This is a genomic window from Neglectibacter timonensis, from assembly GCF_900048895.1.
GTDB classification, from domain to species: Bacteria; Bacillota; Clostridia; order Oscillospirales; family Acutalibacteraceae; genus Acutalibacter; species Acutalibacter timonensis.
Genome location: NZ_LT160640.1, coordinates 1351336 through 1375448 on the forward strand (window position 1 = coordinate 1351336; position 24113 = coordinate 1375448).

Annotated in this window: 18 protein-coding genes and 1 riboswitch; of the genes, 9 read left to right on the forward strand and 9 right to left on the reverse strand. The window is 56.5% G+C overall.

Going from position 1 to position 24113, the window contains the following annotated elements; all coding sequences use genetic code 11:
* Window positions 1–18: 18 nt before the first annotated feature.
* Window positions 19–3648, reverse strand: coding sequence for an S-layer homology domain-containing protein (locus tag BN3911_RS15330; protein WP_066867134.1), 3630 nt, complete (start codon window positions 3646–3648; stop codon window positions 19–21).
* Window positions 3649–4107: 459 nt separating this feature from the next.
* On the reverse strand, window positions 4108–4965 hold the full coding sequence (locus BN3911_RS15335; RefSeq protein WP_066868046.1) for a tyrosine-type recombinase/integrase: 858 nt from the start codon (window positions 4963–4965) through the stop codon (window positions 4108–4110).
* Between the two features lie 387 nt (window positions 4966–5352).
* Here BN3911_RS15335 and BN3911_RS15340 point away from each other — a divergent pair, with 387 nt between their 5' ends.
* The 3 genes from BN3911_RS15340 to BN3911_RS15350 are packed head-to-tail and all read left to right on the forward strand — an operon-like array spanning window position 5353 to window position 7497.
* On the forward strand, window positions 5353–6591 hold the full coding sequence (locus BN3911_RS15340; RefSeq protein ID WP_066867136.1) for a Y-family DNA polymerase: 1239 nt from the start codon (window positions 5353–5355) through the stop codon (window positions 6589–6591).
* Window positions 6592–6633: 42 nt separating this feature from the next.
* Window positions 6634–6870 (forward strand): hypothetical protein, encoded by a 237-nt coding sequence (locus BN3911_RS15345; protein ID WP_066867139.1) that lies wholly within the window; start codon window positions 6634–6636, stop codon window positions 6868–6870.
* Between the two features lie 51 nt (window positions 6871–6921).
* Complete coding sequence (locus tag BN3911_RS15350) at window positions 6922–7497, forward strand: SOS response-associated peptidase (protein ID WP_066867141.1); 576 nt, start codon at window positions 6922–6924, stop codon at window positions 7495–7497.
* Between the two features lie 19 nt (window positions 7498–7516).
* Here the strand turns inward: BN3911_RS15350 and BN3911_RS15355 are convergent, their stop codons facing one another.
* The 3 genes from BN3911_RS15355 to BN3911_RS15365 all read right to left on the reverse strand — a co-directional run bounded on the left by BN3911_RS15355 (window position 7517) and on the right by BN3911_RS15365 (window position 12276).
* A complete protein-coding gene (locus BN3911_RS15355; protein WP_066867143.1) occupies window positions 7517–8647 on the reverse strand; it encodes a DUF4317 domain-containing protein in 1131 nt (376 codons plus the stop codon).
* Between the two features lie 144 nt (window positions 8648–8791).
* A complete protein-coding gene (locus tag BN3911_RS15360) occupies window positions 8792–10543 on the reverse strand; it encodes an ABC transporter ATP-binding protein (protein WP_066867145.1) in 1752 nt (583 codons plus the stop codon).
* Window positions 10540–12276, reverse strand: coding sequence for an ABC transporter ATP-binding protein (locus tag BN3911_RS15365; RefSeq protein WP_066867147.1), 1737 nt, complete (start codon window positions 12274–12276; stop codon window positions 10540–10542). The genes BN3911_RS15360 and BN3911_RS15365 overlap by 4 nt, the downstream gene beginning before the upstream one ends.
* A 255-nt stretch (window positions 12277–12531) precedes the next feature.
* A riboswitch (ZMP/ZTP riboswitch) is annotated at window positions 12532–12618 on the forward strand.
* A 99-nt stretch (window positions 12619–12717) separates the two neighbouring features.
* On the opposite strand from BN3911_RS15365, the gene pflB reads away from it, so the two are divergent.
* The gene (pflB, locus tag BN3911_RS15370; RefSeq protein WP_066867149.1) at window positions 12718–14952 is read left to right on the forward strand and encodes a formate C-acetyltransferase; all 2235 of its coding nucleotides are present in this window, start codon (window positions 12718–12720) and stop codon (window positions 14950–14952) included.
* Window positions 14953–14963: 11 nt separating this feature from the next.
* Entirely contained in the window at window positions 14964–15650 is a 687-nt protein-coding gene (pflA, locus tag BN3911_RS15375; RefSeq protein ID WP_242871144.1) for a pyruvate formate-lyase-activating protein, read from the forward strand.
* A 286-nt stretch (window positions 15651–15936) separates the two neighbouring features.
* Here the strand turns inward: pflA and BN3911_RS15385 are convergent, their stop codons facing one another.
* From BN3911_RS15385 to BN3911_RS15395, 3 genes are all read right to left on the reverse strand, one after another.
* Window positions 15937–16755 carry a hypothetical protein gene (locus tag BN3911_RS15385; protein ID WP_066867155.1) on the reverse strand — a complete coding sequence of 273 codons (819 nt, stop codon included), beginning with the start codon at window positions 16753–16755 and terminating at the stop codon, window positions 15937–15939.
* Window positions 16752–17426: a hypothetical protein gene (locus BN3911_RS15390; protein WP_066867157.1), complete on the reverse strand. Its 675-nt coding sequence runs from the start codon at window positions 17424–17426 to the stop codon at window positions 16752–16754. The genes BN3911_RS15385 and BN3911_RS15390 overlap by 4 nt, the downstream gene beginning before the upstream one ends.
* A 298-nt stretch (window positions 17427–17724) precedes the next feature.
* Window positions 17725–18042, reverse strand: a complete 318-nt coding sequence (locus tag BN3911_RS15395; protein WP_082942319.1) for a helix-turn-helix domain-containing protein — start codon at window positions 18040–18042, stop codon at window positions 17725–17727.
* Between the two features lie 158 nt (window positions 18043–18200).
* Here BN3911_RS15395 and BN3911_RS15400 point away from each other — a divergent pair, with 158 nt between their 5' ends.
* The 4 genes from BN3911_RS15400 (at window position 18201) to BN3911_RS15415 (ending at window position 22757) form a co-directional block, all read left to right on the forward strand.
* Window positions 18201–18485, forward strand: coding sequence for a helix-turn-helix transcriptional regulator (locus BN3911_RS15400; protein ID WP_066867164.1), 285 nt, complete (start codon window positions 18201–18203; stop codon window positions 18483–18485).
* A gap of 359 nt (window positions 18486–18844) precedes the next feature.
* Window positions 18845–20476, forward strand: coding sequence for a ribosomal protection-like ABC-F family protein (abc-f, locus tag BN3911_RS15405; protein ID WP_066867166.1), 1632 nt, complete (start codon window positions 18845–18847; stop codon window positions 20474–20476).
* A 32-nt stretch (window positions 20477–20508) separates the two neighbouring features.
* Window positions 20509–21678: a M20 metallopeptidase family protein gene (locus BN3911_RS15410; protein ID WP_066867168.1), complete on the forward strand. Its 1170-nt coding sequence runs from the start codon at window positions 20509–20511 to the stop codon at window positions 21676–21678.
* Between the two features lie 251 nt (window positions 21679–21929).
* Window positions 21930–22757 (forward strand): AraC family transcriptional regulator, encoded by an 828-nt coding sequence (locus tag BN3911_RS15415; protein WP_066867170.1) that lies wholly within the window; start codon window positions 21930–21932, stop codon window positions 22755–22757.
* A 14-nt stretch (window positions 22758–22771) separates the two neighbouring features.
* On the opposite strand, the gene BN3911_RS15420 is transcribed toward BN3911_RS15415, so the two are convergent.
* The gene (locus BN3911_RS15420; protein WP_066867171.1) at window positions 22772–24016 is read right to left on the reverse strand and encodes an MFS transporter; all 1245 of its coding nucleotides are present in this window, start codon (window positions 24014–24016) and stop codon (window positions 22772–22774) included.
* Window positions 24017–24113 lie beyond the last annotated feature (97 nt).

The window sequence follows — 24113 nt, forward strand, 5'->3', positions numbered from 1 at the left end:
GTAAAGCTAAATTACTTTTCATTCTGTGATAAACTTTTCACAGAAACGCATCATAATCTGCGCCACTTCCGCACGGGTGGCGGTGCCGCCCGGGGCCAGCGTGTTGTTTTCGCGGCCATAGATCATGCCTGCGCCAACGGCCCACTTCATATCGCCGACTGCCCAGCTGGAGGTCTTCCCGCCGTCCCGGAAGCTGTCCAGAGTGGCGGTGGCGCTCACATCATATGCCTTATATGAGGCATAGCGGTGCAGAATGGCGGCCATTTCCTCGCGGGTGACCGGATCCTCGGGATTGAACTTTCCGTCAAAGCCGCCCACAATCTTGTTGGCAGCCGCCCAGTTTACAGGCTTGGCATAGTATTCCGTAGCCTTCACGTCGGAGAAATCCGCTACCGTATCCACAGCGGGCTCACCCTCCAGACGGTGCAGCACCGTGACCAGCATGCCGCGGGTCATGGTATCTTCCGGGCTGAACTTGTCTGCAGCTGTGCCGCCGAACAGTTTCTTCTGGTTCGTGTACTTCACAGCGTCATAGAACCAGTCCTTCTCCTTCACATCCTTAAAGGGGTTGACCCATTCTTCCGGCTCTTCCCCGCCGCCTCCACCACCGCCGTTGTAGGTGAAGGTGTACTGGCCGTCAATGCCGTTACTTTCCCCAGCCGTAGTGTTAGCGCCGGGCGTGATGGTATATGTGATATTCCCTGCCGCCTCTACCTTGAAGGAAACCGTACGGCTGACTGTGGCAGTCTCATCAGACTCCAAAACAGTAATTGTCTCGCCGTTCTGAACAGCGTCTACCGCATCCTGCAGAGAGGTATAACCGATTTCCCCGATTTTCGCTGCAGGCGCTTCACTTGTAAGGGTGAATTCGCTGAAGCCGTGAGGGTTCGTAAAGGTGAGTACGTTGTTATCTACCGTTCCGGTATAGACATAGGTGCGACCATTCTTTATGTGGCGGACATAGAGCGTAGTGCTGCCCTGCGTTACAAAACCCGTTGGCAGGGGAATCGTGACCGTAACCGCCTCTTTCACTTTCAGTTCCCCAGACGCCCCCTGGATTTCCACAGCATTGACTTGGGTATTGTCTTCATTTTTTAGGACAATCTCGTCATCATTTTCAAGGTTTGCCGTTGTTGCCACTGTACGGTACATCGGCGTAATGTCCAGGGTCAGGGTCTTTGCACTGTTAGTATCATCAACTTTTACATCTGTGATCTTGATGTCCATATAGGGCTGGACTACAATCTTCACGTCATCTACATTGATATTCTCTTTTTCGGTAGCCTCTTTCAGTGCCTCCAAAGAGTCCTCTGCCTTATGGGTGTTGTTGTTAGCCTCTAATTTAGCTGCGGCTTCGATACCTGCGCCTTTGATAGCGGGAGGAGTGCTAGTGCCGCTGCCACCTTCGGTGGTTCCTTGCAGCGCCTTGGTGACATTTTCGACAAGAGTTTTCTCCTCTGCCTTTAATTTATCGTCTGAAACTGTTGTGTCCACTGCAGGCGGTGCAGGCGGCGCTACCTCTGCAGGGGTCTCTCCCTTTTTGCCGACCATAAAGGCGTAGCCCGCCTTATCGCTGGCAATAGCTGCCCAGTCAGCAGCGACATAGGGACTGGGATCGCTGGTAAAATAGCCGCCTTCAATAAACTTCGTCTTATTATCGGACAAGACAGCGCCCTCAGCGCCGGAAAAATTGCCGCCGGAAATTTTCAAAGAGTCAATATAGGCTCCATCCGTTGTATGGTCTCTAACATCATTCAGATTGTACTCATCAACAGCATAATAAGAAGCGCTCTTGAGCGTACCACCCTGAATATCGATGTTCATATGTCCATAGTACCCACTAGTCGCATCCTGGTTTCCCTTGGAGACAACCGCTAGCGCTGTGCCGAAATTGTAGTTGCCGTCGCCGGTTTGCTTATACATCCTTTTTCCTTCACCCATATAGGTGGACTCAATCGTACCACCTTTTATGGTCAGGTTACCGGAATCAATTTCAATGCCTGCCCAGCCCTTTACGACGGCGTCACCGGAAATGGTGGTATCCGTCTGACCCGGCAGATAAATAGCGCAATCCTGCTCGCTGATAATTTCGCCGCCGGTTATATTCAGCGTCACACGGCCAAAGTTTTCTGTTGCGTTACGTGTGCCGTTTGTGGCAATAGCAAAATTGCCGTCTGTATCGCCGTTTTTATAAGTATTGATAATCTTGCCGCCCTCGATGTTCACAATGGCACCGTAACCGAACACAGCAATATTTTCCATGGAACTGCTGGTGATTACACCGCTTTTGACAGTTAGGCGTGATGCAACAGGATCACCTGTTACACTAGTATTTCCCCAAATACCAATACGAGCGTCTTGGGTCATCGCAATCGCACCGTTTCCGTCAATGGTCAAACCACCGGCTTCGATAATCTGGATAGCTTTAGTAGCATTGACAGTTTTCCCGTTCAGGTCAAGCACAACCGCTTTTCCTGTGATCGTGATGGTTTCATCAACAGCTGCGTCCTTCAACACCTTCACTGTTTCGCCATTCTGCGCTGCGTTAACGGCATCCGCCAATGACTTATAGTAGTTGCTTCCAGCCTGTGCAACGGCATTCTCCGCACCGAGAGACACCGTGAAGCTATCCCCTGTCCCTGTGCAGATGTAGCCTTCTGCCACATATTGGCTCACGTCCGAAGCAAAAGAACCTCCGGAAATAGTAAGATTGGCAGGCGTGGGTGTAGCTGCGCCACCTCCTGACTGTGTCCCGTTTGCCACACTCCCGTTATAGGTACCGCCACTGATGGTCAGCGTCCCATAACCTCTGCCGTTATCAATATTATACACATTTCCGTTGAAGGTTCCGCCGCTGATTGTCATCTTACCCTGGTCAACATTGGGGTCAGCATAGTAATTGCCCACAATGTCAGCGGTTCCATTTTCCGAACCAAATGTGCCTCCTGTAATTTCACACTCATTATAATTCAAAACGACCCACGCAGGTGCCTGAGTAAAATCACCGCCATTGATAGTCAGCTGGCTGCCGTCATCGTTTTTGATTAGAGAAGAGGTGCTATCAACAGTACCTTCAGCATCGTTTGTAAAATTCAGACCGTTGATGGTCATAACAGCAGTGTCACTACTCCCGCTGGGATAGCTATACCAGCCGTTATGTACAACAGAGCTCGAGGTGCTTTTACCAATAACATTGATACCAGCGCCGACCTGTTCACCGATCATCATGGTGCCGACGTTATCGATCAAATACCAAGTACCCTGAGTCCAAGTGCCGTCATAAAGATTGGCAGTCGCCCCAACAGCATTATGAATTGCGCCAAAGCTCCCGCTGGCAGGCGCAGAAACGCCACCTGCACTGCCGGAGTCGATCACGGTCAGCGTACCATTGTTTGTAATGGTATGGCTGGAACCGCCTGTCAGTGTATGCCCCACCAAATCCAAAACAATTATTTTGTTTTTCGGAATCGTAATGCTCTCAGTAGTGTCAGCGGCAAGAGAGATTTTCGTTTCCGTGTTCTCTGCTGCTTCATTAATTTGACTCTGTAATGTAGCACCTTCATCCGCCAACGCCGCCAGAGGTGTCATAGAGAACACCAGGCAAAGCGCTGTCAGTAGGGACAAAAGCTTTCTGCATTTTCTTTTCACGTCTTTTCCTCCTTTTTTACACGATGGTTGTCTTTGGGGGATTTCTACTTGTTTTTCCCCGTACGCATGAACCAAATCCCCCGCCCGCTGCAGCCCATTCAGGGACCGCATTTGTCTTACAGCACATAATTTGCATTATGTGGAGTTTTTACCCCATTGGCATCTCCTCCTTAAAGGCCCGTTTCAGTTTCATGGCTACATAATTTGCATTATGTCATTTATTTTGTGGTGACGGAGGAATATTTTCCCGTAGGGAAGTATAAAAACGTCGCCATAAAACAAAAAAAGAAGCGGGAAATAGCACCGGAAGTTTTCTGAAATCTTCCGGTTATTTCCTACTGCACTTTTTGCGTATTGAGCTTGAATTTCACCATGACAAGGAGTATAATGAAAGGGAAAATTACGCGAAATTGTGTTGTTTTCGTAAATCTTCCAAACCCTTTCGCTACATAATGCAAATTATGTGGCGCTGCAGCGCAGTACCAGGCCGAGACGGTCCAGGCGCTTTTCCTGTTCCTCCCCGCTCTCCATGGTGTAAATACGGGTGGTATTGATGTTGCTGTGCCCCAGCAGGTCTGCCAGGCGCACCAGGTTCCGTTCCGCCGAATAGAACACGCGGGCGAACAGGTGCCTTAGGTTATGGGGGAAAACCTTGCTCTTTTCCACCCCCGCCTCCGCGCACAGGGATTTCATCAACGCCCAGATATAGGATCTGCCCAGGGGCAGCCCGTTCCGGCTCAGGAACAGGGGCCCTTTTTTCACGCCCATCCGGCGGGCGTACTCCATCAGACGCCGGCTCAGTTGCCTGGGCAGGAACACCATCCTCCGCTTCCCTTTGCAGGCCACCTCCGCCCGGCCCAGGCGCGCCGCCTCCACCGTGATATATTCCAGCTCGGAAACCCGGATTCCCGTAGAGCATACGGCCTGCAGCAGCAGGCACAGCCTTTCGTCCCCCCGCCTTTCCGCCGCCGTAACCAGCCTTCCGTATTCTTCCCGGGTCAGCTCCCGCTCCGGGTCGCGGAACATCCTACGCTGCAGGCGCAGGGGTTTGATCCGGCATTCGCCCCAGCCTGCAAAGGCGAAAAAGCTGTTGAGCGCCGCCAGCATGGAATTCACGCTGGCCGGGGCATAGTTCTGCACCAGCCATTCTTTATAACGGAGCACCGCCAGTTTATCCAGGGTTTTTCCATCCTCCAGAAAACGCTGGAAGGCCCGCAGGTCCCGCAGGTATTTTTCCCTGGTGGCTCCGCTCCGTTCCTCCTCCTGCAGATATGCTTCAAACCCTTTCAGACAGCGTTGTGTGAGCTCATGTTTCATTTTAATAGGAATCTCCCTTCCGCTTTTCCTCTCAGGCGGCCGCCTGGAATTTTCCGATGCTTCAGCTCCTGTAATGCTGTTTGGCTTTACAGGAGCTGCGCTGAAAAATTGCGGTCCGCCTGTTTCTTCTCTCCTTCTAGTGTGCTTGCCTTCTGTAATTTCATACATTTCCCAAGCCGCCGGTTCAAAATATACCAACGGCAAAAAAAGACTCCCGAGTTCCTCGCTTTGAGGGACTCGGGAGTTTCTGTTGGGGCTTGCAAAAGCGGTTCCCAATTATTCCCAGTAGATTTTGCAGAACATGCGTTCTATAATAAATTCAAACACACGTTCGATTTTTGTCTTCATGTTTTACAGCCGCATCACAAAAAGGAGTGGAAAAGCGGAATGGAAAGGGTGATCCTTCACGCGGATATGAACAACTTTTACGCCTCCGTGGAATGCCTGTACCAACCCGGACTGCGGGGAAAACCTGTGGCCGTGGCCGGAGACCCGGAGGCGCGGCACGGCATCGTACTGGCTAAGAACTACGAAGCCAAGCGGTTCGGCGTAGCCACGGGCAACCCTCTCTGGCTGGCAAAGCAGCTTTGCCCGGAGATCATTTTCGTACCGCCCCATTTTGACCGATACCTGAAATTTTCCCGGCTGGCCAGGGAGCTCTGCGAGGCTTATACCGACCAGGTGGAAAGTTTCGGCCTGGACGAATGCTGGCTGGATGTGACCGGAAGCGCCGGCCTGTTCGGCTCCGGAGAGCAAATCGCAGACAAGCTGCGCGCCCGCATCCGCCGGGAACTGGGCATCACGGCGTCGGTGGGCGTCTCCTTCAACAAGGTGTTCGCCAAGCTGGGCAGCGATTACAAAAAGCCGGACGCCACCACCGTGTTCACCCGGGAGAATTACCGGGAAGCCCTGTGGCCCCTGCCCGCCTCCGCCCTTCTGTATGTGGGCCCCGCCACGGAAAAGCTGCTGAAGAAATATGCCATCCGCACCATCGGGGAGCTGGCCGGGACGGAGCGGAAGCTGCTTTCCTCCCTGCTGGGGAAAGCCGGTGAAATGCTCTGGGCCTTTGCCAACGGCCTGGACGTCTCCCCGGTGACCCGGTCCGGGCTGCAGCCCGCCGTCAAAAGCATCGGCAACAGCGCCACCCTGCCCCGGGATCTGCTGCCCGGGCAGGATTTAAAGCTCACGCTCTACATTCTCTGCGAATCTGTGGCAGAACGCCTGCGGGAACAGAATCTGCAGTGTTCCACCGTACAGGTGGGCGTCCGCTACGACAATTTGTTTTCTTTCGAACGCCAGAAAAAGCTGGACGCTCCCCTGTGCAATTCCAGAGGGCTGTTTGAGGCCGCCTACGGGCTCTGCTGCCGCAGTCCCCTGAACAGGCCTGTCCGCAGCCTGGGCGTGCGGGCCTGTCAGCTTTCCCTCTGCGAAAACCTGCAGGCCTCCCTGTATGGCGAGGTGCGGCGCTCCCAGCGCCAGGATGACCTGGAGCACGCGGTAGACGGCGTCCGCCGCCGCTTCGGCCATTTCAGCATCCAGAGGGGCATTGCCCTTACAGACCCGGCGCTCTCCCGCCTGGACCCCAAAAACGACCATGTGATCCACCCCGTCTCCTTTCTGAAATAAAAGAGAGGGATTCGGCGCAGACTATTCCCAGAGGCATGCAGTATGCGAAAAGTATATGTAAAAGTGAAAGCGGAATTTGACACGGCAGGCTTTCTCAGCCCCCTCTCCCTCACCTGGGAGGACGGCCGGGAATTCCCCATTGACCGGGTGCTGGACGCCCAGCGTGCGGCCAGCCGGAAAGCGGGAGGCATCGGTACCCGGTACACCGTGCGCATCCAGGGCAGGGAGCGGTATCTGTGGTTTGAAAATCCCGCCTGGTTTGTGGAAGCGCCGCGCTGAAAAGCCGCCCGCCGTTTTCCGCGCCCAAGACAACAGCAAAGGATGACAGCTATGTGCGGCAGATACACCCTGTTCACCGATACCGAAGCCCGTGAAATCCGGGAGATCATCGAGGCCGCCCAGCGGCAGGCCGGAAGCGCGCCCCTAAAAACCGGGGAGATTTTCCCCACCAACCTGGCCCCTATCCTGACCTGCAGCCGTCAGCGGATTCAGGCGGAAGCCGCTGTCTGGGGCTTTCCGGGTTTTCAGGGCCGGGGCGTGCTGATCAACGCCAGGGCAGAGACGGCTGCGGAAAAGAGAACCTTTCAAAAACCCCTGCGCGTCTCGCGCTGCGCGGTGCCCAGCACCGGCTTTTACGAATGGGGACCCGGCAAGAGGAAGCACTGCTTCCGCCTGCCGGAAACCGAAGCCCTTTACATGGCCGGGCTTTGGAACGATTACGGAGAGGAACGGAAATTCGTCATCCTTACCACAGCGGCAAACGCCTCCGTGGCTCCAGTCCATGACCGGATGCCGGTTATCCTCCCACGGGACCGGCTGGAGGAATGGCTGCTGGACCCGGAAGCCGCCCAGCTTCTTCTGAGAGCCCCCCAGCCGGGACTGGATGCTTTTCCCGAAGCGCTGTAGAGCTGTGCCGTCCCCCTGTTCAGGAGAGGATGCGCACGGGCACGCCGTTTACCTCTACGCCAGCTTCCGCGTGGATGAGGATATAGCGCTTGCCGTCGATCACCCTGGTTTCGATCAAATCGCCCCGCTCCGGGTTCACCTGAATGGTTACATCGGGCGTGCGCACCTCGAACTGCTTCTCTACAAGATTCACCGGCCTGAGCTCGGTTTCAGCGCCGAACTCGCTCTCATATTTTTCCTCAAAAGCGGCCACATGTTCTTCCGCCACGCCGCAAGATTCCAAAACCCGCTTTACAGTTCCTCTGGAAATCACCAGAGGTTCTTCCTCTTTATTGGCCTTGTGTTCCTCCATCATGCTGCAAAGTTGTTCGTTCACCGCCTGCACCACGTCCAGGCTGCAGTCCTCTTCCAGAGTTTCCGCCAGAAGGCCCTGGAAGGTCTCCTTCTGCACCGCCGCCGGCATGGGCAGCTCGGTGCGGAACACCGTATCCACGAATTCCTGATGGTTCTCCTCAATATTCCGGGAATAGTAGAGGGCGTTGTAAATATTGGCGCTGCGGTCGTCAAAGGCCGGGAACAGGAATCCCAGCTCCGGCGGGGCCACAATCCAATCCACATCCCGGTTATGGAACGTGTTCTGGGGCACATCGTAGCTCAGCATCGGCTTTGTCATCTTCACCGGACAGATGCTGCACAAAATATAAGAGTATACCTCCGACGAGGCGTCCTTCTGGGTCTCCCCATCCCTGGAACGGAAGGGGATATCATACGTGTCATAAGCCAGCAGGATCAAATAATTCCCTTCCAGGGCAAGGGTCTCGATCACGCGCTGAAAAAACACCTGCACCATTTCTTCTTCCTTCAGGGCAGAATCCCGCAGAGCCATCAGCAGCCTGTGCTCGTCGCTGTCCACCACCTGCTGGGTGGCAAAGGAGATGTCGATCAGATTCTTTCCCAGGGTTCCCGAAAGGGTCCGCTTGAGAACCCCCAGCATATTTTCCGTTTCCTCCTGAGGCATCATGGAAAGCGCCTGGTCAAACTGAGAGATAATCTCCCGCTTTTCGTTTACATAACATCCGCGAATATGATTGATATTGCTTTTGTCCCCACGGAACCGGCGGCGGATTTCCGCGATTTCCTTTTCATTCATTTTAGTTTCTCTCCCTATCCTGATATTGGTGTAAAACCCTGTTATTTTACACCAGGAGGCTTTAAAACTCAAGTGAAAAAAGACGGCGGAGCCATCTTCCGGCCCGGTGGAAATCCTGGCGGAGCGGCAAGGCGGCTTAAAGAATCAGGTCTGGACAAACTGGCTGTTGTAGAGTTCGGAATAGAAGCCGCCGCGCTCCAGCAGTTCCCGGTGGGTACCCTGCTCGATGATGTGGCCGTCCCGCATCACCAGGATCACGTCCGCGTCCATGATGGTGGAAAGCCGGTGGGCCACGATAAAGCTGGTGCGGCCCTGCATCATTTTTTGGAACGCCTTTTGAATGCGCTGCTCCGTCCTGGTGTCAATAGAGGAGGTAGCCTCGTCCAGAATCAGCATGGGCGGCAGGCAGAGCATCACCCTGGCGATGCATAAAAGCTGCTTCTGCCCCTGGCTGATATTCCCGCCATCCTCGGAAATCACCGTATCATATCCCTCCGGCAGGCGCTTGATAAAGCTGTGGGCGTGGGCCGCCTTGGCGGCCTCCACCACTTCTTCCAGGCTGGCCTCCGGCCTGCCGTAGGCGATATTTTCCCGGATAGTCCCACGCTTGAGCCAGGTATCCTGCAGCACCATCCCGTAATTCCGCCGGAGGCTTTTTCGCGTCAGCCGCCGAATATCCGTTCCGCTCACCGAAATAGCGCCGGAATCCACATCGTAAAACCGCATCAACAGGTTGATTACCGTGGTTTTGCCGCAGCCCGTGGGTCCCACCAGCGCAACCCGCTGGCCCGGGGCCACCTTCAGGGTAAAGTTCTCGATCAGCTTCCGGCTTTTCACATAGGAGAAGCCTACCTGCTCGATGTTCACAGAACCGTCCGCCTCCTCCAGCACCCGGGCGTCCTGAGCGTCCGGCTGCTGGGGTTCTTCCTCGATCAGCTCAAATACCCGGGAGGCACAGGCCAAGGCGTTCTGCAGCTCCGTCACCACGCCGGAAATCTCATTGAAGGGCTTGGTATACTGGTTGGCATAGCTGAGAAAACAGGAGAGCGTCCCCACCGTGATGCCGCCCGACACCACAGAAAGCGCCCCTACAATCCCCACGCCGGTATACACCAGGGAATTCACAAACCGGGTGGAAGGATTGGTGATGGAGGAAAAGAAGATGGCCCGCAAGGAACATTTCCGCAGCCGCTCGTTGATTTCTTCAAACTGCTGCATGGATTTCTCCTCGTGCCCGAAAGCCTGCACCACCTTCTGGTTTCCCACCATTTCCTCAATGAAACCAGTCTGCTCGCCCCGCACCTGAGACTGTTTGCGGAACATGGCATAGGTGCGCTTGGCGATGAAGGCCGCCACCAGCAGGGAAACCGGTGTGATCAGCACCACTACCACGGTGATAGTCACGTCCTCATGAAGCATGAACAGCAGGGTGCCCAGTATGGTAATCACCCCGGTAAACAGCTGGGTAAATCCCATCAAAAGGCCGTCTGCAAACTGGTCCACATCGGCGATCACCCGGCTCACCAAATCGCCGGAGGGATGGGCGTCCAGATAGCGCAGGGGAAGAATCTGGATTTTTTCCATGGCCTCGTTCCGGATATCCCGAACCACCCTGTAGGCAACGCGGTTGTTGCTCAAATTCATACCCCACTGAGAGAGTGCGGCGATGCCGATAAAGACGCCGATCTGCAGAAGAATCCGGAAAATTCCGGAGAAATCCACCTCGCCCCGCCCGATCACCAAATCCACGGCGCGGCCTGTCAAAATGGGGATATAAAGCGTGGCCGCCACAGTAACCGCGGCCAGCAGCACGGAGAGCGCCAGGAACATCCAGTAGCTCCTGATCCGCCGGAGCACCTTTTTCAGCGTGCCCTTCTGCACTTCCTTCCCTTTCATACGGCGGCCTCCTTCCCAGCCTTCTGGAATTGTGATTCATAGATTTCGCGGTACACTTCACAGCTTTCCAACAGCTCACTGTGGGTGCCGATACCCACGGCTTCCCCGTCGTCCAGCACAATGATCTGATCGGCGTACTGCAGGGAGGAAGCCCGCTGGGAAACCAGAAACACCGTGGGCGCCCCAGGCATCTCCCGTATGGCCTTGCGAAGCTTTGCGTCCGTGGCGAAATCCAGGGCGCTGGCGCTGTCGTCCAGAATCAGGATTTCAGGACGCCGCACCAGGGCCCGGGCAATGGTCAGCCGCTGCTTCTGCCCGCCGGAAAGGTTCTTTCCACCCTGGGAGACGGCCTCCTCCAGCTTTCCCGGCTTCTGCTCCACAAACTCCCGGGCCTGGGCGGTTTCCAGGGCCTGCCAAAGCTCCTCCTCACCGGCATCTTCCCTGCCCCACAGCAGATTTTCCCGGATGGTACCCGTGAACAGCACGGCCTTCTGCATCACGGCGCCGATCTTCCCCCGCAGCACGTTCACATCATACTCCCGCACGTCCACGCCGTCCACCAGCACCCTGCCCTCCGTAACGTCGTAAAAACGGGGAATCAGGTTGACCACCGTGGACTTTCCGCTGCCCGTACCGCCGATGATGCCGATGGTTTCCCCCGGCCCGGCCCGGAAGCTCAGGTTCGTCAGCGAGGGCGCGCCTGCCCCCGCATAGGTGAGGCTTACATTTTCAAATACCACCGTGCCCCGCTCTTCCCCGGAAGCCTTTGGGGAAACCGGCGAAGCGAGGGTGGATTCCGTCTCCAGCACATTGGATATCCGGTTGGCGCAGGCCAACGCCTTGGAAATGTTGATGATCAGGTTCGCCATCTTGATCAGCTCCACCAGAATCTGCGACATATAATTCAGAAGCGCTACCACCGCGCCCTGGGTGAGGAAACCGGCGTCCACCCGCACGGCTCCCACCCAGATCAGCACTGCCGCCGCCACATTGATCAGCACAAAGGTCAGCGGGTTCATCAGGGAGGAGATTCTGCCCACAAAAACCTGCAGGTTTGTCAGCTCGCGGTTGCTCTCCTGAAAGCGCCTGGTTTCCGCCTCCTCCCTGCCGAAGGCCCTCACCACGCGCACGCCCGTCAGGTTTTCCCGGGTGATGCCCAGCACCCTGTCCAGTCCGGCCTGCACCTTTTTATACCGGGGCATGGTCCACAGCATAATACCGAACACCACCGCCGCCAGCAGCGGTATCACCGCGGCGAACACCAGCGCCGCTTTCCAATCCACCGTAAAGGCCATCACCATGGCGCCAAACACCACGAAGGGGGACCGCAGCAGCAGGCGCAGCGTCAGGTTCACGCCGTTCTGCACCTGGTTCACATCGCTGGTCATCCGGGTGATGAGGGTCGCCCCGCCTACCCGGTCCATCTCCGTAAAGCTCAGGCTCTGAATGTGGGAAAACAGGGCGCGCCGCAGGTTTGCGGCAAACCCCACAGAGGCCTTTGCTGCAAAATACTGGGCCGTTATGGAGCATATAAGCCCCACCACCCCCAGCCCCACCAGAAGCAGACACATACGGATAATATAATTCTGATCCCGGTTGTGAATGCCCACGTCGATCACCGAGGCCATCACCAGAGGCACCAGCAGCTCGAACGTGGCTTCCAGCAGCTTAAAAAGCGGCCCGAGGATGCTCTCCTTCTTGTACTCCTTCATGTAGACCAGCAGCTTCTTCAACCGGGTCCCCTCCTTCTCTGTTCTCTGCATTTCTTCCGCCTGCGTTTTAAAAAGCGGCGGCGCTGCGCAGGCCGTCCAGCATGTGCGCCGCCTTCCAGATTGTTATCATTTTAACACAAAAACAAAGGAACCGGTATCCTTGGGCCGGATAAACCTTTTTTGATTTTGGAAAAAGATTTGTCAAATCCCGACAAAAAAGAATTTTTCTCATTTTTCCGGTTGCTTTTCCCAGAGCTTTTTGCTATAGTAATGACACAAGGTCTCCGCAACTGACGGGTCAGGTGGGCAACCACCGGGGAGCGGAGGAACAAGCCTTATTTGCCGACCGTCTGGGCAGCGTCGCCGTGCGATGCTGCCCTTTTTGATTTCCCTGGCGTGGGGAAGAAAAAGGGCAGGGAATCCGGGGCGCATCATCCGGTTATGAGAAAGGGAGTCATCCATATGGAACAGAAAGCATGGAAAGGCTTTACAGGCGGCAATTGGGAAACTGAGATCGACGTGCGGGACTTCATCCAGAAGAACTACACGCCTTATGACGGCAGCGCCGGTTTTCTGGCAGGGCCCACGGCCCGCACCCAGGCAGTGCGCGCCAAATTTGAAGAACTGCTCCGGCAGGAGCATGAAAACGGCGGCGCGCTGAAGGTGGACACGGATACGGTCATCACCGTCACCTCCTTCGGCCCCGGTTATTTGGACAAGGAAAAGGATATCATTGTGGGCCTGCAGACCGACGAGCCCCTGAAACGGGCCTGCAATCCCTTTGGCGGCATGCGCATGGTGCGCAGCGCCTGCAAGGCCTACGGGTACACCGTGTCGGATAAAATCGAGCAGGAATTCCGCCTGCACAAAACCCACAACGACGGCGTGTTTTCCGCCTACACCCCCGAGATCAAGGAAGCCCGGCACTGCGGCCTCATCACCGGCCTGCCGGACGCCTACGGCCGGGGCCGCATCATCGGAGATTACCGCAGGGTGGCCCTGTACGGCATCGACCGCCTCATTGAACAGAAGAAAGCGGATAAAATCGCCCTGGGCGACTGCGTGATGAGCTCCCCCTCCATCCGCGCCGCGGAAGAGCTTCACGACCAGGTGAAAGCTCTGGAGGACATGAAGGCCATGGCCGCCATGTACGGCTTTGACATCTCCCGGCCCGCAGTAACTGCCAAGGAGGCGGTGCAGTGGCTGTATTTCGGCTACCTTGCCGCCATCAAGGAGCAGAACGGCGCAGCCATGAGCCTGGGCCGCGTCTCCACCTTCCTGGACATCTATTTTGAGCGGGACCTGAACGCAGGCCTCCTCACCGAAACAGAGGCGCAGGAGATTTTTGACGACTTTGTTTTGAAGCTGCGTATGGCCCGCCATCTGCGCACCCCGGATTACAACGAGCTCTTCGGCGGCGACCCCATGTGGATCACCGAGTCTGTGGGCGGCATCGGCGAGGACGGCAGATCCCTTGTTACCAGGTCCTGCTTCCGCATGCTCAACACCCTGTACAACCTGGGCCCTGCGCCGGAACCCAACCTGACCGTGCTCTGGTCGGACAGGCTCCCGGAGAACTGGAAAAAGTTCACCGCCAAGGTCTCCTGCGACACCGACGCCCTGCAGTACGAAAACGACGATATCATGCGCCCCGTGTACGGGGACGATTACGCCATCGCCTGCTGCGTTTCCGCCATGCGCGTGGGCAAGGACATGCAGTTTTTCGGCGCACGGGCAAATCTTGCAAAGCTGGTGCTGCTGGCCATCAACGGCGGCCGCGATGAATTGAAGGGCGACCAGGTTGGGCCCAAAAAGCCTGTGTGGGACGAGGAATACCTGGACTACGACGCCCTCATCGAGCGCATCGACTTCTACCGCCCCTGGCTTGCGAAAACCTACGTCAACGCTATGAATATCATCCACTATATGCACGACAAATATTCCTACGAAAGAAGCCAGATGGCCCTTCACGACAGCACGGTGCGCCGTTTGATGGCTTTCGGCATCGCGGGCATGAGCTGCATGGCCGATTCCCTTTCCGCTGTGAAATACGCCAAGGTGCGCTGCATCCGCAATCCGGAAACCGGCCTTGTCACTGATTTTGAAATTCAGGGAGAGTACCCCGCCTTCGGCAACGACGACGACCGGGTGGACGCCATCGCCCGGGAGCAGGCGGAAAAATTCTACCATGCCCTCTGCCAGTATTCCCTGTATCGGGGCGCTTACCACACCCTTTCCATCCTCACCATCACCTCCAACGTGATGTACGGCAAGAAAACCGGAAACACGCCGGACGGCCGCAAGCACGGCGAACCCCTGGCCCCCGGCGCCAACCCCATGTCAGGCCGGGACAAATCCGGAGCGCTGGCCTCCCTCAACTCCGTGGCAAAGCTCTCCTACGACACCTGCCGGGACGGCATTTCCAACACCTTCTCCATCACGCCCCAGGCTCTGGGAAAAACCGAAGAGGAGCGGGTGGACAACCTGGTTTCCATCCTCACCGGCTATTTCGGACAGAGGGCCCACCACCTGAACGTCAACGTTTTAAACCGGGAAACCCTGATGGACGCCTATGAGCACCCCGAAAAATATCCCAACCTCACAATCCGGGTTTCCGGCTATGCGGTGAACTTTTACAAGCTCTCCCGGGAACAGCAGCGCGAGGTCATCTCCCGCACGTTCCACGTCTCCCTGTGATGAAGGGGCATGTGCATTCCGTGCAGTCCCTGGGGGCTGTGGACGGACCCGGACTGCGGTATGTAGTGTTTCTGCAGGGCTGCCCCCTGCGCTGCGCCTACTGCCATAACCCCGACACCTGGGAATACGGCGCCGGGGAGGAACGCGGCGCGGAGGAGCTGGTCAGGCAGATTCTCCGTTACCGCCCCTATTTCGGGGACAAGGGCGGCGTCACCGTCTCCGGCGGGGAGCCCCTCGCCCAGCCCGCCTTTGTGGAGGAATTGTTTTCCCGCCTCCGCCGGGAGGGCGTCCACACTGCTCTGGACACCTCCGGCATTGGGGATCCGGCTGCCGCGGAGCGGGTGCTCGCCCACACGGACCTAACCCTGCTGGATCTGAAATTTGCCGCGGAAGAAGAATACCGGAGGCACTGCAGGGGCAGCCTTTCTGCTGTCCTGCGCTTTGCCGCCCTCACCGCGGAGAGGAACATTCCCCTCTGGGTGCGCCATGTGGTGGTCCCCGGCCTCAACGATACTGTGGAGGACATGCGCCGCATCAGGGATATGGCGGAGGGCTTCCCCAATTTGAAAAAGCTGGAATGGCTGCCCTTCCACAACCTCTGCCTGGAAAAGTACCAGTCCATGGGAATCCCCTTCCCCCTGCAGGGCGTCCCGCCCATGGACGCGGACAGGCTGGAGGAATTGATTGCAAAGCTGTGAAACTGGATGCCAGACAGGACGAAGGACAAGCCTCTTTCCAAGACGAAAGCCGCCGGAAAAATCCGGCGGCTCAGCTTGTCGAAAAAGAGCATTTCGCCAAGCTGAACAAGTTTGCAGGGAAGAAAGAGTTTTCTCAGAAATCCTCTCCCTGTGCAAACTTGTTTCTGAATCAACGCGGGAGAGGAACCCTGACGGTTCCCTCCCACACCCTTCCTCCCTCCGAAGGCGTTGGCTCTTACGTTTATCGACAGACCGAGCCGCCGGAAAAATCCGGCGGCTTTCACTGTTACACTGCCTTTTGACGGATTAAAATGCAGGCGGAAACCCGTTGCATAATACCGTCCCGGTCCCGGGCGGGATAGTATTCCAGCAAGGGCCGCACCGTTTCCCGGATTTGCTCCGCAGTCAGCCTTGGCAGTACAAGCTGTTTCCCGGTAAGGCTGCGGGCGGCGTTCCTCTGCCGGGTGAATGTGGTTTGGAACGGCCTGGCCCGCAAGGAGGAAACCAGAGGTTCGGGATCAATATCCATCTGAAGAAGCCTGGTGTTGGAGAGCAGCCCCGCGCCGTTGTCAAAAATCGGGCAATAGCTGTAGCGCCCCTCCTGTTCTATGACGGCGATGTTGTTGAGATGCCGGTCGTCATTGCAAAACAGAGCGTCCACCTCAAAAAGCAGCGTTAAATACTGGGGAAATTTGTCCAGACCGGTATACTCCGCAACCGCCTCGGCCAAAAAAGCCACCCGCTTTTTGTCGCTGGAAAGCTGCGCCAGCTTCTGTTTGAGCGGCACTCCGAGAAAATTGCTCAGCAGACGGTTAACCGTGATCAACGACTGGCCCGGCCCAAGAAAATTTTCACTCACACAGCCCGTCCGGTCCCAGCCGTGAACATGCAGCCTTTCCATTCGGTAGCGCACAAAGGAAAAGGGCAGGCCGGTTTCAATATTACTTTTTTCCAGCAAGGCTGAAACAGCCGTTTCCGCCAGCGCCTCATAGCCAAACTGGTCCAGTTTATACCAACAGTTTTCCGCACGGTCCAGCCATTTTTCCTGATTCCCCTTGGAAGAGGTCTCCGCGATTTTTTCATCGGAAACAAGGCGTACCGTCATTTCCTTTTCTTCCTTTCCTCCGGCTTACCGCGTTCCCCGGAATCATCCGAAAGCGGTTTTGAAGAGCCGGAGAGACTTTCCTGGGAAATCTCCTCCACTTCCAGCCACTGCTGATCCTCCGCCATGCGCCCGCCGGTCTTTTGAATCAGCCTCAGAGGGTCGTATTCCTCGAGCCCCAAAGTTTCCAGGTACTCCCGAAGTCCGTCGCGTTCTTCCGGGATACAGCGTTCCCTCAAAAAGGCTTGGAACTCCGCCCAGCTGGGCAGAGGTTGATTGCCGAAAGCTGTTTTCACAGGGTCGTTCACGCAGTTTTCCGCAATGAGCGTTTCATCGGTAAAATCCGCATAAAGAATTGTACAGAGCCTGCTGCCATCATAATAGCGCAGGCAAGACACCCTGTGCCCCAAAGCCAGTTTTTTTTCGGCGAATTCCCGCCCTGAAAGACGGCGGGACAGGACGATACGGTCTTCATCGAAAGCAAGTTCTATTTCCCGGTTCTCCCGGCTCAGCCCCAACGCTTCCACCCAGGCGTTTGGCAGCGCGACCTTGCAGGTCTTGGAACCCTTCGCAGCGGTTCCCCCAGCTTTGCTGATGATAATTTGAGTCAGACGCGTGTCCAGACAAACCGCCCCCTTTGCATTTATTATAGGGTATTCGGTACGAATAATCAATCATTTTAACTCTTTTCCAAATCAAAAAACTCCGGCAGCCCATTGGCTGCCGGAATGCAGCTTGTCGAAAAAGAGCATTTCGCCAAGCTGCACAAGTTTGCAAGGAAGAAAAAGCTTTCGTTAGAAAGCCTCTTCCCGTGCAAACTTGTTTCTAAATCAACGCGGGAGAGGAACCCTGACGGTTCCCTCCCACACCCTTCCTCCCTCCGAAATCGTTGGATTTTAGGTTTGGCGACAGACTGAAACTCCGGCAGCCCATTGGCTGCCGGAGTACTCATTTCTCTGCAATTGTAAAAAGTCACGGCCTTGTCCGATGAAACTGCCGCACCACTTCCGCGACGATCTGTTTTTGTTCTCCGGTAAGCGCGGCCCAGTCCATGAAAAATTCCTGCTGTTCCGGCGTCAGTTCCACCATGGCATTCCCCATACTCAAGACCTGAACCGCCGTCAAGCCAAACGCCTCTGCAATAGCCTCTAAAGTAGAATTCGTTATTCCCGTACCACGTGAGAACATGTTATCAATTGTAGATCTTGCAACACCGGACGCCCTGGTCAAATCTGCCACTGTCCAACCGCGCTGATCCATCAAATATCGAATGGATTCTGCAACTGTCATGTCCTCACCTCCTTGTGTTTTTATTGTACCCTATATCCAGTATGTGTGGATTTATTGTTTTGAGTTATTCAATTCATTAATTTGGGTTGACAAGTTGATTTACAAACCCTATAATAGTGACAATATTCAACAATAACTATAAAAAGGAGCTGCTACCAATGAAAGAACAACACTCCGCCCCAACGGGCCTCACCGCGGAAGAACAGAAGGATGCACAGCTGAAGGCCCTGATCCGCAGGCATCTTACCCTCACGCTGCGCAGGCTGCGTGCGGAACAGAACGTCAGCCAGCAGGAAGCCGCCGATTTTCTGAAAATCAGCCGGAGCACCTATGTCTACTATGAAACGGGAAGGATCATTCCCGACATCGCCAAGCTGTGCCAGCTGTCCAGCCTGTTCCAGGTATCTGTTCTGGAGTTTTTTCCCTCCGTTCCGGAGAACTGACCCTATCCCCTTTTAAAAGCAAGCGGCGCGGGAACCCCCGTGCCGCTTGCTTTTTCCGCCTTTTCCCTGTATACTTGGTACAATTTCTTCCCGCCTGCGCCTCTGTAAAACAGAGATGTGGGCGGAGAGCCAAGGAAAAAGGAGGTGGTACAATTGGTTCTGATGAAAAATGACCGGTTCTGCTTCAGAATCGGTTCCGATGTGCTCCATACAAGCCCGATGAATGCGGACTAAACTGGCCGATCCATTGTATGGAGCGATTTTCGGATCGCCTTTTTTGCACCCGCCGGACGCGGGGTTTCGCATGGCATGGGCTTGTCTTTTGAACCTACTACTCAAAAGAACAGGAGCCTAGTGCAATGATCGAAATAGGAATGAACCATATTGTCAAAAATTTTGGATTTAAAAAGATTCTCGATAAAGCCTGTCTGGAAGTGATGACTGGAGAACGGGCCGCCATTGTCGGACGCAACGGAACCGGAAAATCCACTATCCTGAAGCTCATCTCCGGGGAAGAAAGCCCGGATTCCGGAGAGATCAGCATCCGCCGGGGCGCAACCCTTGGCGTGCTGGAGCAGATTCCCCGCCTGCGGGAACCGGGAAAGACCGTGGAGGAGGTGCTGCTGGAGCCCTTCGCCGACGTGCTTGCCGCCGAGCGGGAGCTGCGGGCCCTGGAAGCGGAAATGGCCTCCCCCGCGGCGGACTTCGACACGGTGATGGAACGCTACTCCGTCCTGCAGGAGCGCTACACGGCGCTGGGCGGCTACGAGCAGGAGGAGCGCACCGCCAAGGTGGTGCAGGGCTTCCGCCTCGCCGGGCTGCTGGACAGGGAGTACAATGTCTTAAGCGGGGGCCAGAAAACCGTGGTGAACCTGGCGGCAGCCGTGCTGCGGCAGCCGGATATCCTGCTGCTGGACGAACCCACCAACCACCTGGACGTAAAAACCCTGGAATGGTTTGAAGGGTTCCTTGCGAAATACCGAGGCACCGTGCTGCTGGTGTCCCACGACCGGTACTTTCTGGACCGCGTGGCGAACCGCACCATCGTGTTGGAAGCGGGGCAGTGCGTCTCCTATCCCGGGAACTACACCTTCAGCATGCAGGAGCAGGAGCGGCTGATGCTGCAGGAATTCGAGCAGTACAAAACCCAGCAGAAAAAGATCGCCGCCATGAAGGCCGCCATCAAGCGGTTCCGGGAATGGGGCGCCCAGGCGGACAACCCAAAATTCTTCCGCAAGGCAAAGGAACTGGAAAAGCGCTTGGAAAAGCTGGAAATTCTGGAACGTCCCCAGCTGGAGAAGCCCAAAGTCCCCATCAAATTTTCTGGGGCCCGCACCGGCGCCGAGGTACTCAGGCTCCGGGATTTTTCCCTGGCCTTTGGGGAGACGGTCCTGCTGGAACACGCCGGGCTGCTGGTCCGGGAAAAGGAAAAGGTCTGCCTGATGGGAGACAACGGCACGGGAAAGACCTCGCTGATCAAGGCGGTTCTGGGGGAACTGGCGGATTATTCCGGGGAGATTGTCCTGAACCCCAGCGTCCAGCTGGGCTATATCCCGCAGGAAATCCGCTTCCCCGTGGAGAAGGACAGCGTGCTGGAAGCCTTCCGCAGGGAACACGTGTGCAGCGAAGGGGAAGCTAGGAACCTGCTGGCCAAGTATTTCTTCCTCGGCGCAAATGTGTTCAAGCGTGTTTCCTCCCTTTCCGGCGGCGAAAAGGTGCTGCTGAAGCTCTGTATCCTGCTGCAGAACCAGGTAAATTTTCTCATTCTGGACGAACCCACCAACCACATCGACATTGAAACCCGGGAAATGCTGGAGGACGCCCTCCTGGAATACAGCGGCACGCTGCTGTTCATTTCCCACGACAGGTACTTTATCGAAAAAACGGCCTCCCGCATCACCACCCTGCGGGAGCGCCGTATAGACAGCTTTGACGGCGGCTATGCCGCCTACCGGGCCTATCTGACAAAAAAAGGAGGGACGGCGGACTGAACCGGCGTCCCTCGGAAAGAAGGGATCGCAGCATGGAAGACCTCAAGCGGGCGCAGGCGCTGCAGGCGGAACTTACGGCATGGCGCCGGTATCTGCACCGCCACCCTGAAACAGGCATGGCGCTGCCGGAAACCTCGGCTTTTGTGCTGGAGCGCCTGCGGGAGATGGGTTTTGAACCCGCCGAGCTGCCTCACGGCGGCATCACGGCCCTGGCGGGCGGAAAGCGTCCTGGAAAAACCGTGCTTCTGCGGGCGGATATGGACGCGCTGCCCATGAAGGAGGAGAGCGGCCTGCCCTTCGCTTCCTGCCGGGAAGGGATTGCCCACACCTGCGGGCACGACATGCACACAGCCGCGCTGCTGGGCGCTGCCAAACTGCTGAAGGAAGAGGAGGATGCTCTGCCCGGCACAGTGAAATTTATGTTCCAGCCCGGGGAGGAAACCCTGCAGGGGGCCAAAAGCATGGTTGCGGACGGCATATTGGAGCAGCCTCACGTGGATGCGGCGGTAATGATGCACATGGCCCCCCTGCTCCCCACCGGTATGGTGTTCTATGGGTCCGGGACCGTGGCTGCCTCCAGCGACCCCTTCCGCATCACCGTGCGCGGAAAAGGCGGACACGGGGCAAGGCCCCATCTCTCAGTCGACCCTATCAATGCCGCCGCCCACATCCACCTCTCCCTGCAGGAGCTGATCAGCCGGGAGACGGATGCGGCGGACCCGGCCGTGCTCACCATCGGTACCTTCCACGCAGGGACGGCGGATAACGTCATCCCCTCCGAGGCCGTGATGACGGGAACCCTGCGCACCTATAACAAGAAAGTACGGGATTTTTTACTGCCCCGCATGCGGGAGATGGTAGAGCTTACCGCAAAGGCGTTCCGCGCCGAAGGGGAGTTCCTTGTCACCTCCTCCGTGCTTCCGCTGAAGGCCGATCCCGCAGTGGTAAACCCGGCGGGGGCTGCTTTTCAAAGGGAGCTGGGCGGCAAGGCTGTGGAAAGCCATGAGCCCATGTGCGGTTCAGAGGACTTTGCAGAGGTGACGGACCGCGTGCCCTCCCTCTGCTTCCTGCTGGGCGGCGGCTCCCGGGAGGAGGGCTTTTCCCACGGCATCCATCATCCCAAGGTGCGGTTCCAGGAGGACAGCCTTTCTTACGGCGCGGCAGCCTACGTCATTGCGGCCAAGGCCCTGCTGAGCCCCTGAAGCTGCGGAATATCCTGTTGTTATTTCGAAAAGCGGAAGCCCCGCTGCCAAAATTGGCAGCGGGGCTTCCGCTTTTTCCCTATAAGCCAAGAGAGGGACTCCCCTCTCCGCATCAAACTCCCCGGAGCGGGCGGAACGCATTTTTCCGTCCGTTTTTCCATTGCTCCGGTTGCATTCTACCACAACCCGTGATAAAATACGTGCCAAATGAAGAAAAAATTGCGCCATAAATTGCGCTTTTGGAGGTGCCAATGCTTCCCTTTTTTGAGAACCGAAACGACAGCTTTTCTGCTTCCGTGGCGGAAAACCTCACTTTCCCCCTGCATCAGCACGGGCATTTGGAGCTTTTTTATCTTCTGGACGGCTGCGCAGAGGTGACGGTTCGCAGGCAGGCAAAGCGCCTTGAAAAAGGGGCGCTGGCTGTCATTTTCCCCAACCAGGTGCATTCCTACCGGTCGGAACCTTCGGGAAGCCGCGCCGCCCTGCTGATCAGCGATCCCACCCTGGCGGGCGTATACGGCGGCATCCTGCTGTCCCAGCATCCTTCCGATCCCTTTCTGCCGCCGGAACTGCTTCACCCCAATGTGGAATACGCCCTGCAGGAAATTCTGAAGGAATCCGCAGAAGGTGGAAACGACGGCGTATGCGGGCCCCTGCTGCAGCTGATTTTGGCCCGGGTGCTGCCCGGCCTGCCCCTGCACCAGAACCTGAGCTCCGATTCTCTGGATCTGACCTATCAAATCGTCCACTACATCTCCAACCATTTCCGGGACCCCCTCTCTCTGGACTCCCTGTCCCGGAGCCTGGGGGTGAGCAAATACTATCTTTCCCATGTCTTTTCAGAAAAAATGGGCATGAGCTTTCCGGAATACCTGCAGAGCATCCGCCTCAACTGTGCGGTCAGCCTGATTGCGGGCGGCGAACAGTCCATCACGGAAATCGCGGCGGATTCCGGCTTCGAAAGCCAGCGCACCTTTTACCGCGCTTTCCGCGCCCGGTTCGGCATTACCCCCCTGCAATACAGGAAACGGCTTCTGCAGCCCGGCAGGCAGGCCCCGGAAGAATTTCATGCCATCTGAAGGGAAGCCGTCTTTCAGGCCTCAATCTGCTTCAACGCCCGCCGTGACATCAGGGAAATCAGGAAACAGAAGACTGCCGAAAGGAATACCACCAAAAAGGACAGCCCGCCCGCGCCGTCGAACAGGAAGCCGTACAGCGCCTGCCCCAGCGGAAAGGCGCACATGCAGATTACGGTAACCGCGGAAGACACCTTGCCCAGCAGCCCTTCCGGCGTCAGCTTTTGAATGAGCGTCTGTGCGTATACGCTGAACAGGGTGGTGCAGCACATCAGCGCCGTCACGCTGACCAGGATCACCCCATAGGAAAGATAGGGCGCGCCCGCCGTGAGCACAGCAGCCCCAATGGGAAGGGTCAGCACGGCCGAAGCCGTCAGCAGCAGATGGGCCCGCGTAAAGGGCAGCTTTCCGGCCACCAGGCCCGCGGTTAGCCCGCCCAGTATGGAGCCTACGCCCATGGCCGCTTCCACAAAGCCGTAGTGCTGGTTGGAAAGCCCCAGGTACAGCTTTACCAGGAACGGCAGCCCCACCGTCAGCATGGAGGAAAGGAACAGGTTGAGCCCTGCCGCCAAAAAGAGCAGTTTCAGCAGCGGGCGCTGCTGCCGCAGGAAAAACCGGCCTGCCTCTCCAAATTCCGAGCGGACCAATTGAAACATATTCCCCTTCTTCTCTCTCTTTTCAAAGGGGATGTGCAGGAAGCACTCCATTACCGCGGAGAGGAAAAAGCAGATCACGCTCACATACAGGATGGGGGCAATGCCGAAAAAGCCGTAAAAAAGGCCGCCCAGAATGGGGCCGAGCAGATTTGAAAGCGCGTTCACCTGCACCGTAACGCCGTTTGCCGCCATCAGATGTTCCTCCCCCACCAACAGCGGAATGCTGGACTGCACCGAGGGCTGGTAAAAGGACTGAATCACGGAAAGCGCCACCAGCATGACCGCTATGGCCAGAACCGGAGCCTTTGCCCCCCACGCCAGCGCATACAGAAGCAGAAGGCCCGCCGTGGTAAAATCCAGCGCCGCCATAATCCGCTTTTTGCTCACCCGGTCGGCCAAAATTCCGCCGAAGGGCGAAAACAGCACGGTGGGTACCATGGAAATTGCCGAAATCACACCGAATAAGGCGGCGGAGCCCGTCAAATCCAGCACCGCCATGGACAGCGCGAACCGCAGAGCCGCGTTGCCGAACAGGGAGATAATCTGCCCCGCCACCATCAGGGTAAAATCCCTTCCAAAAAGTTTCTTCTTCTGAGCTTGTGTCATTGTGCTTTCTTCCTTTCTTTGTGCCATAAGGCACTTCAAAATTCCATTCTCACGCAGCCCTTCCGGGGCTGCATTTCCTTTTCCGGAAATTTGCCGG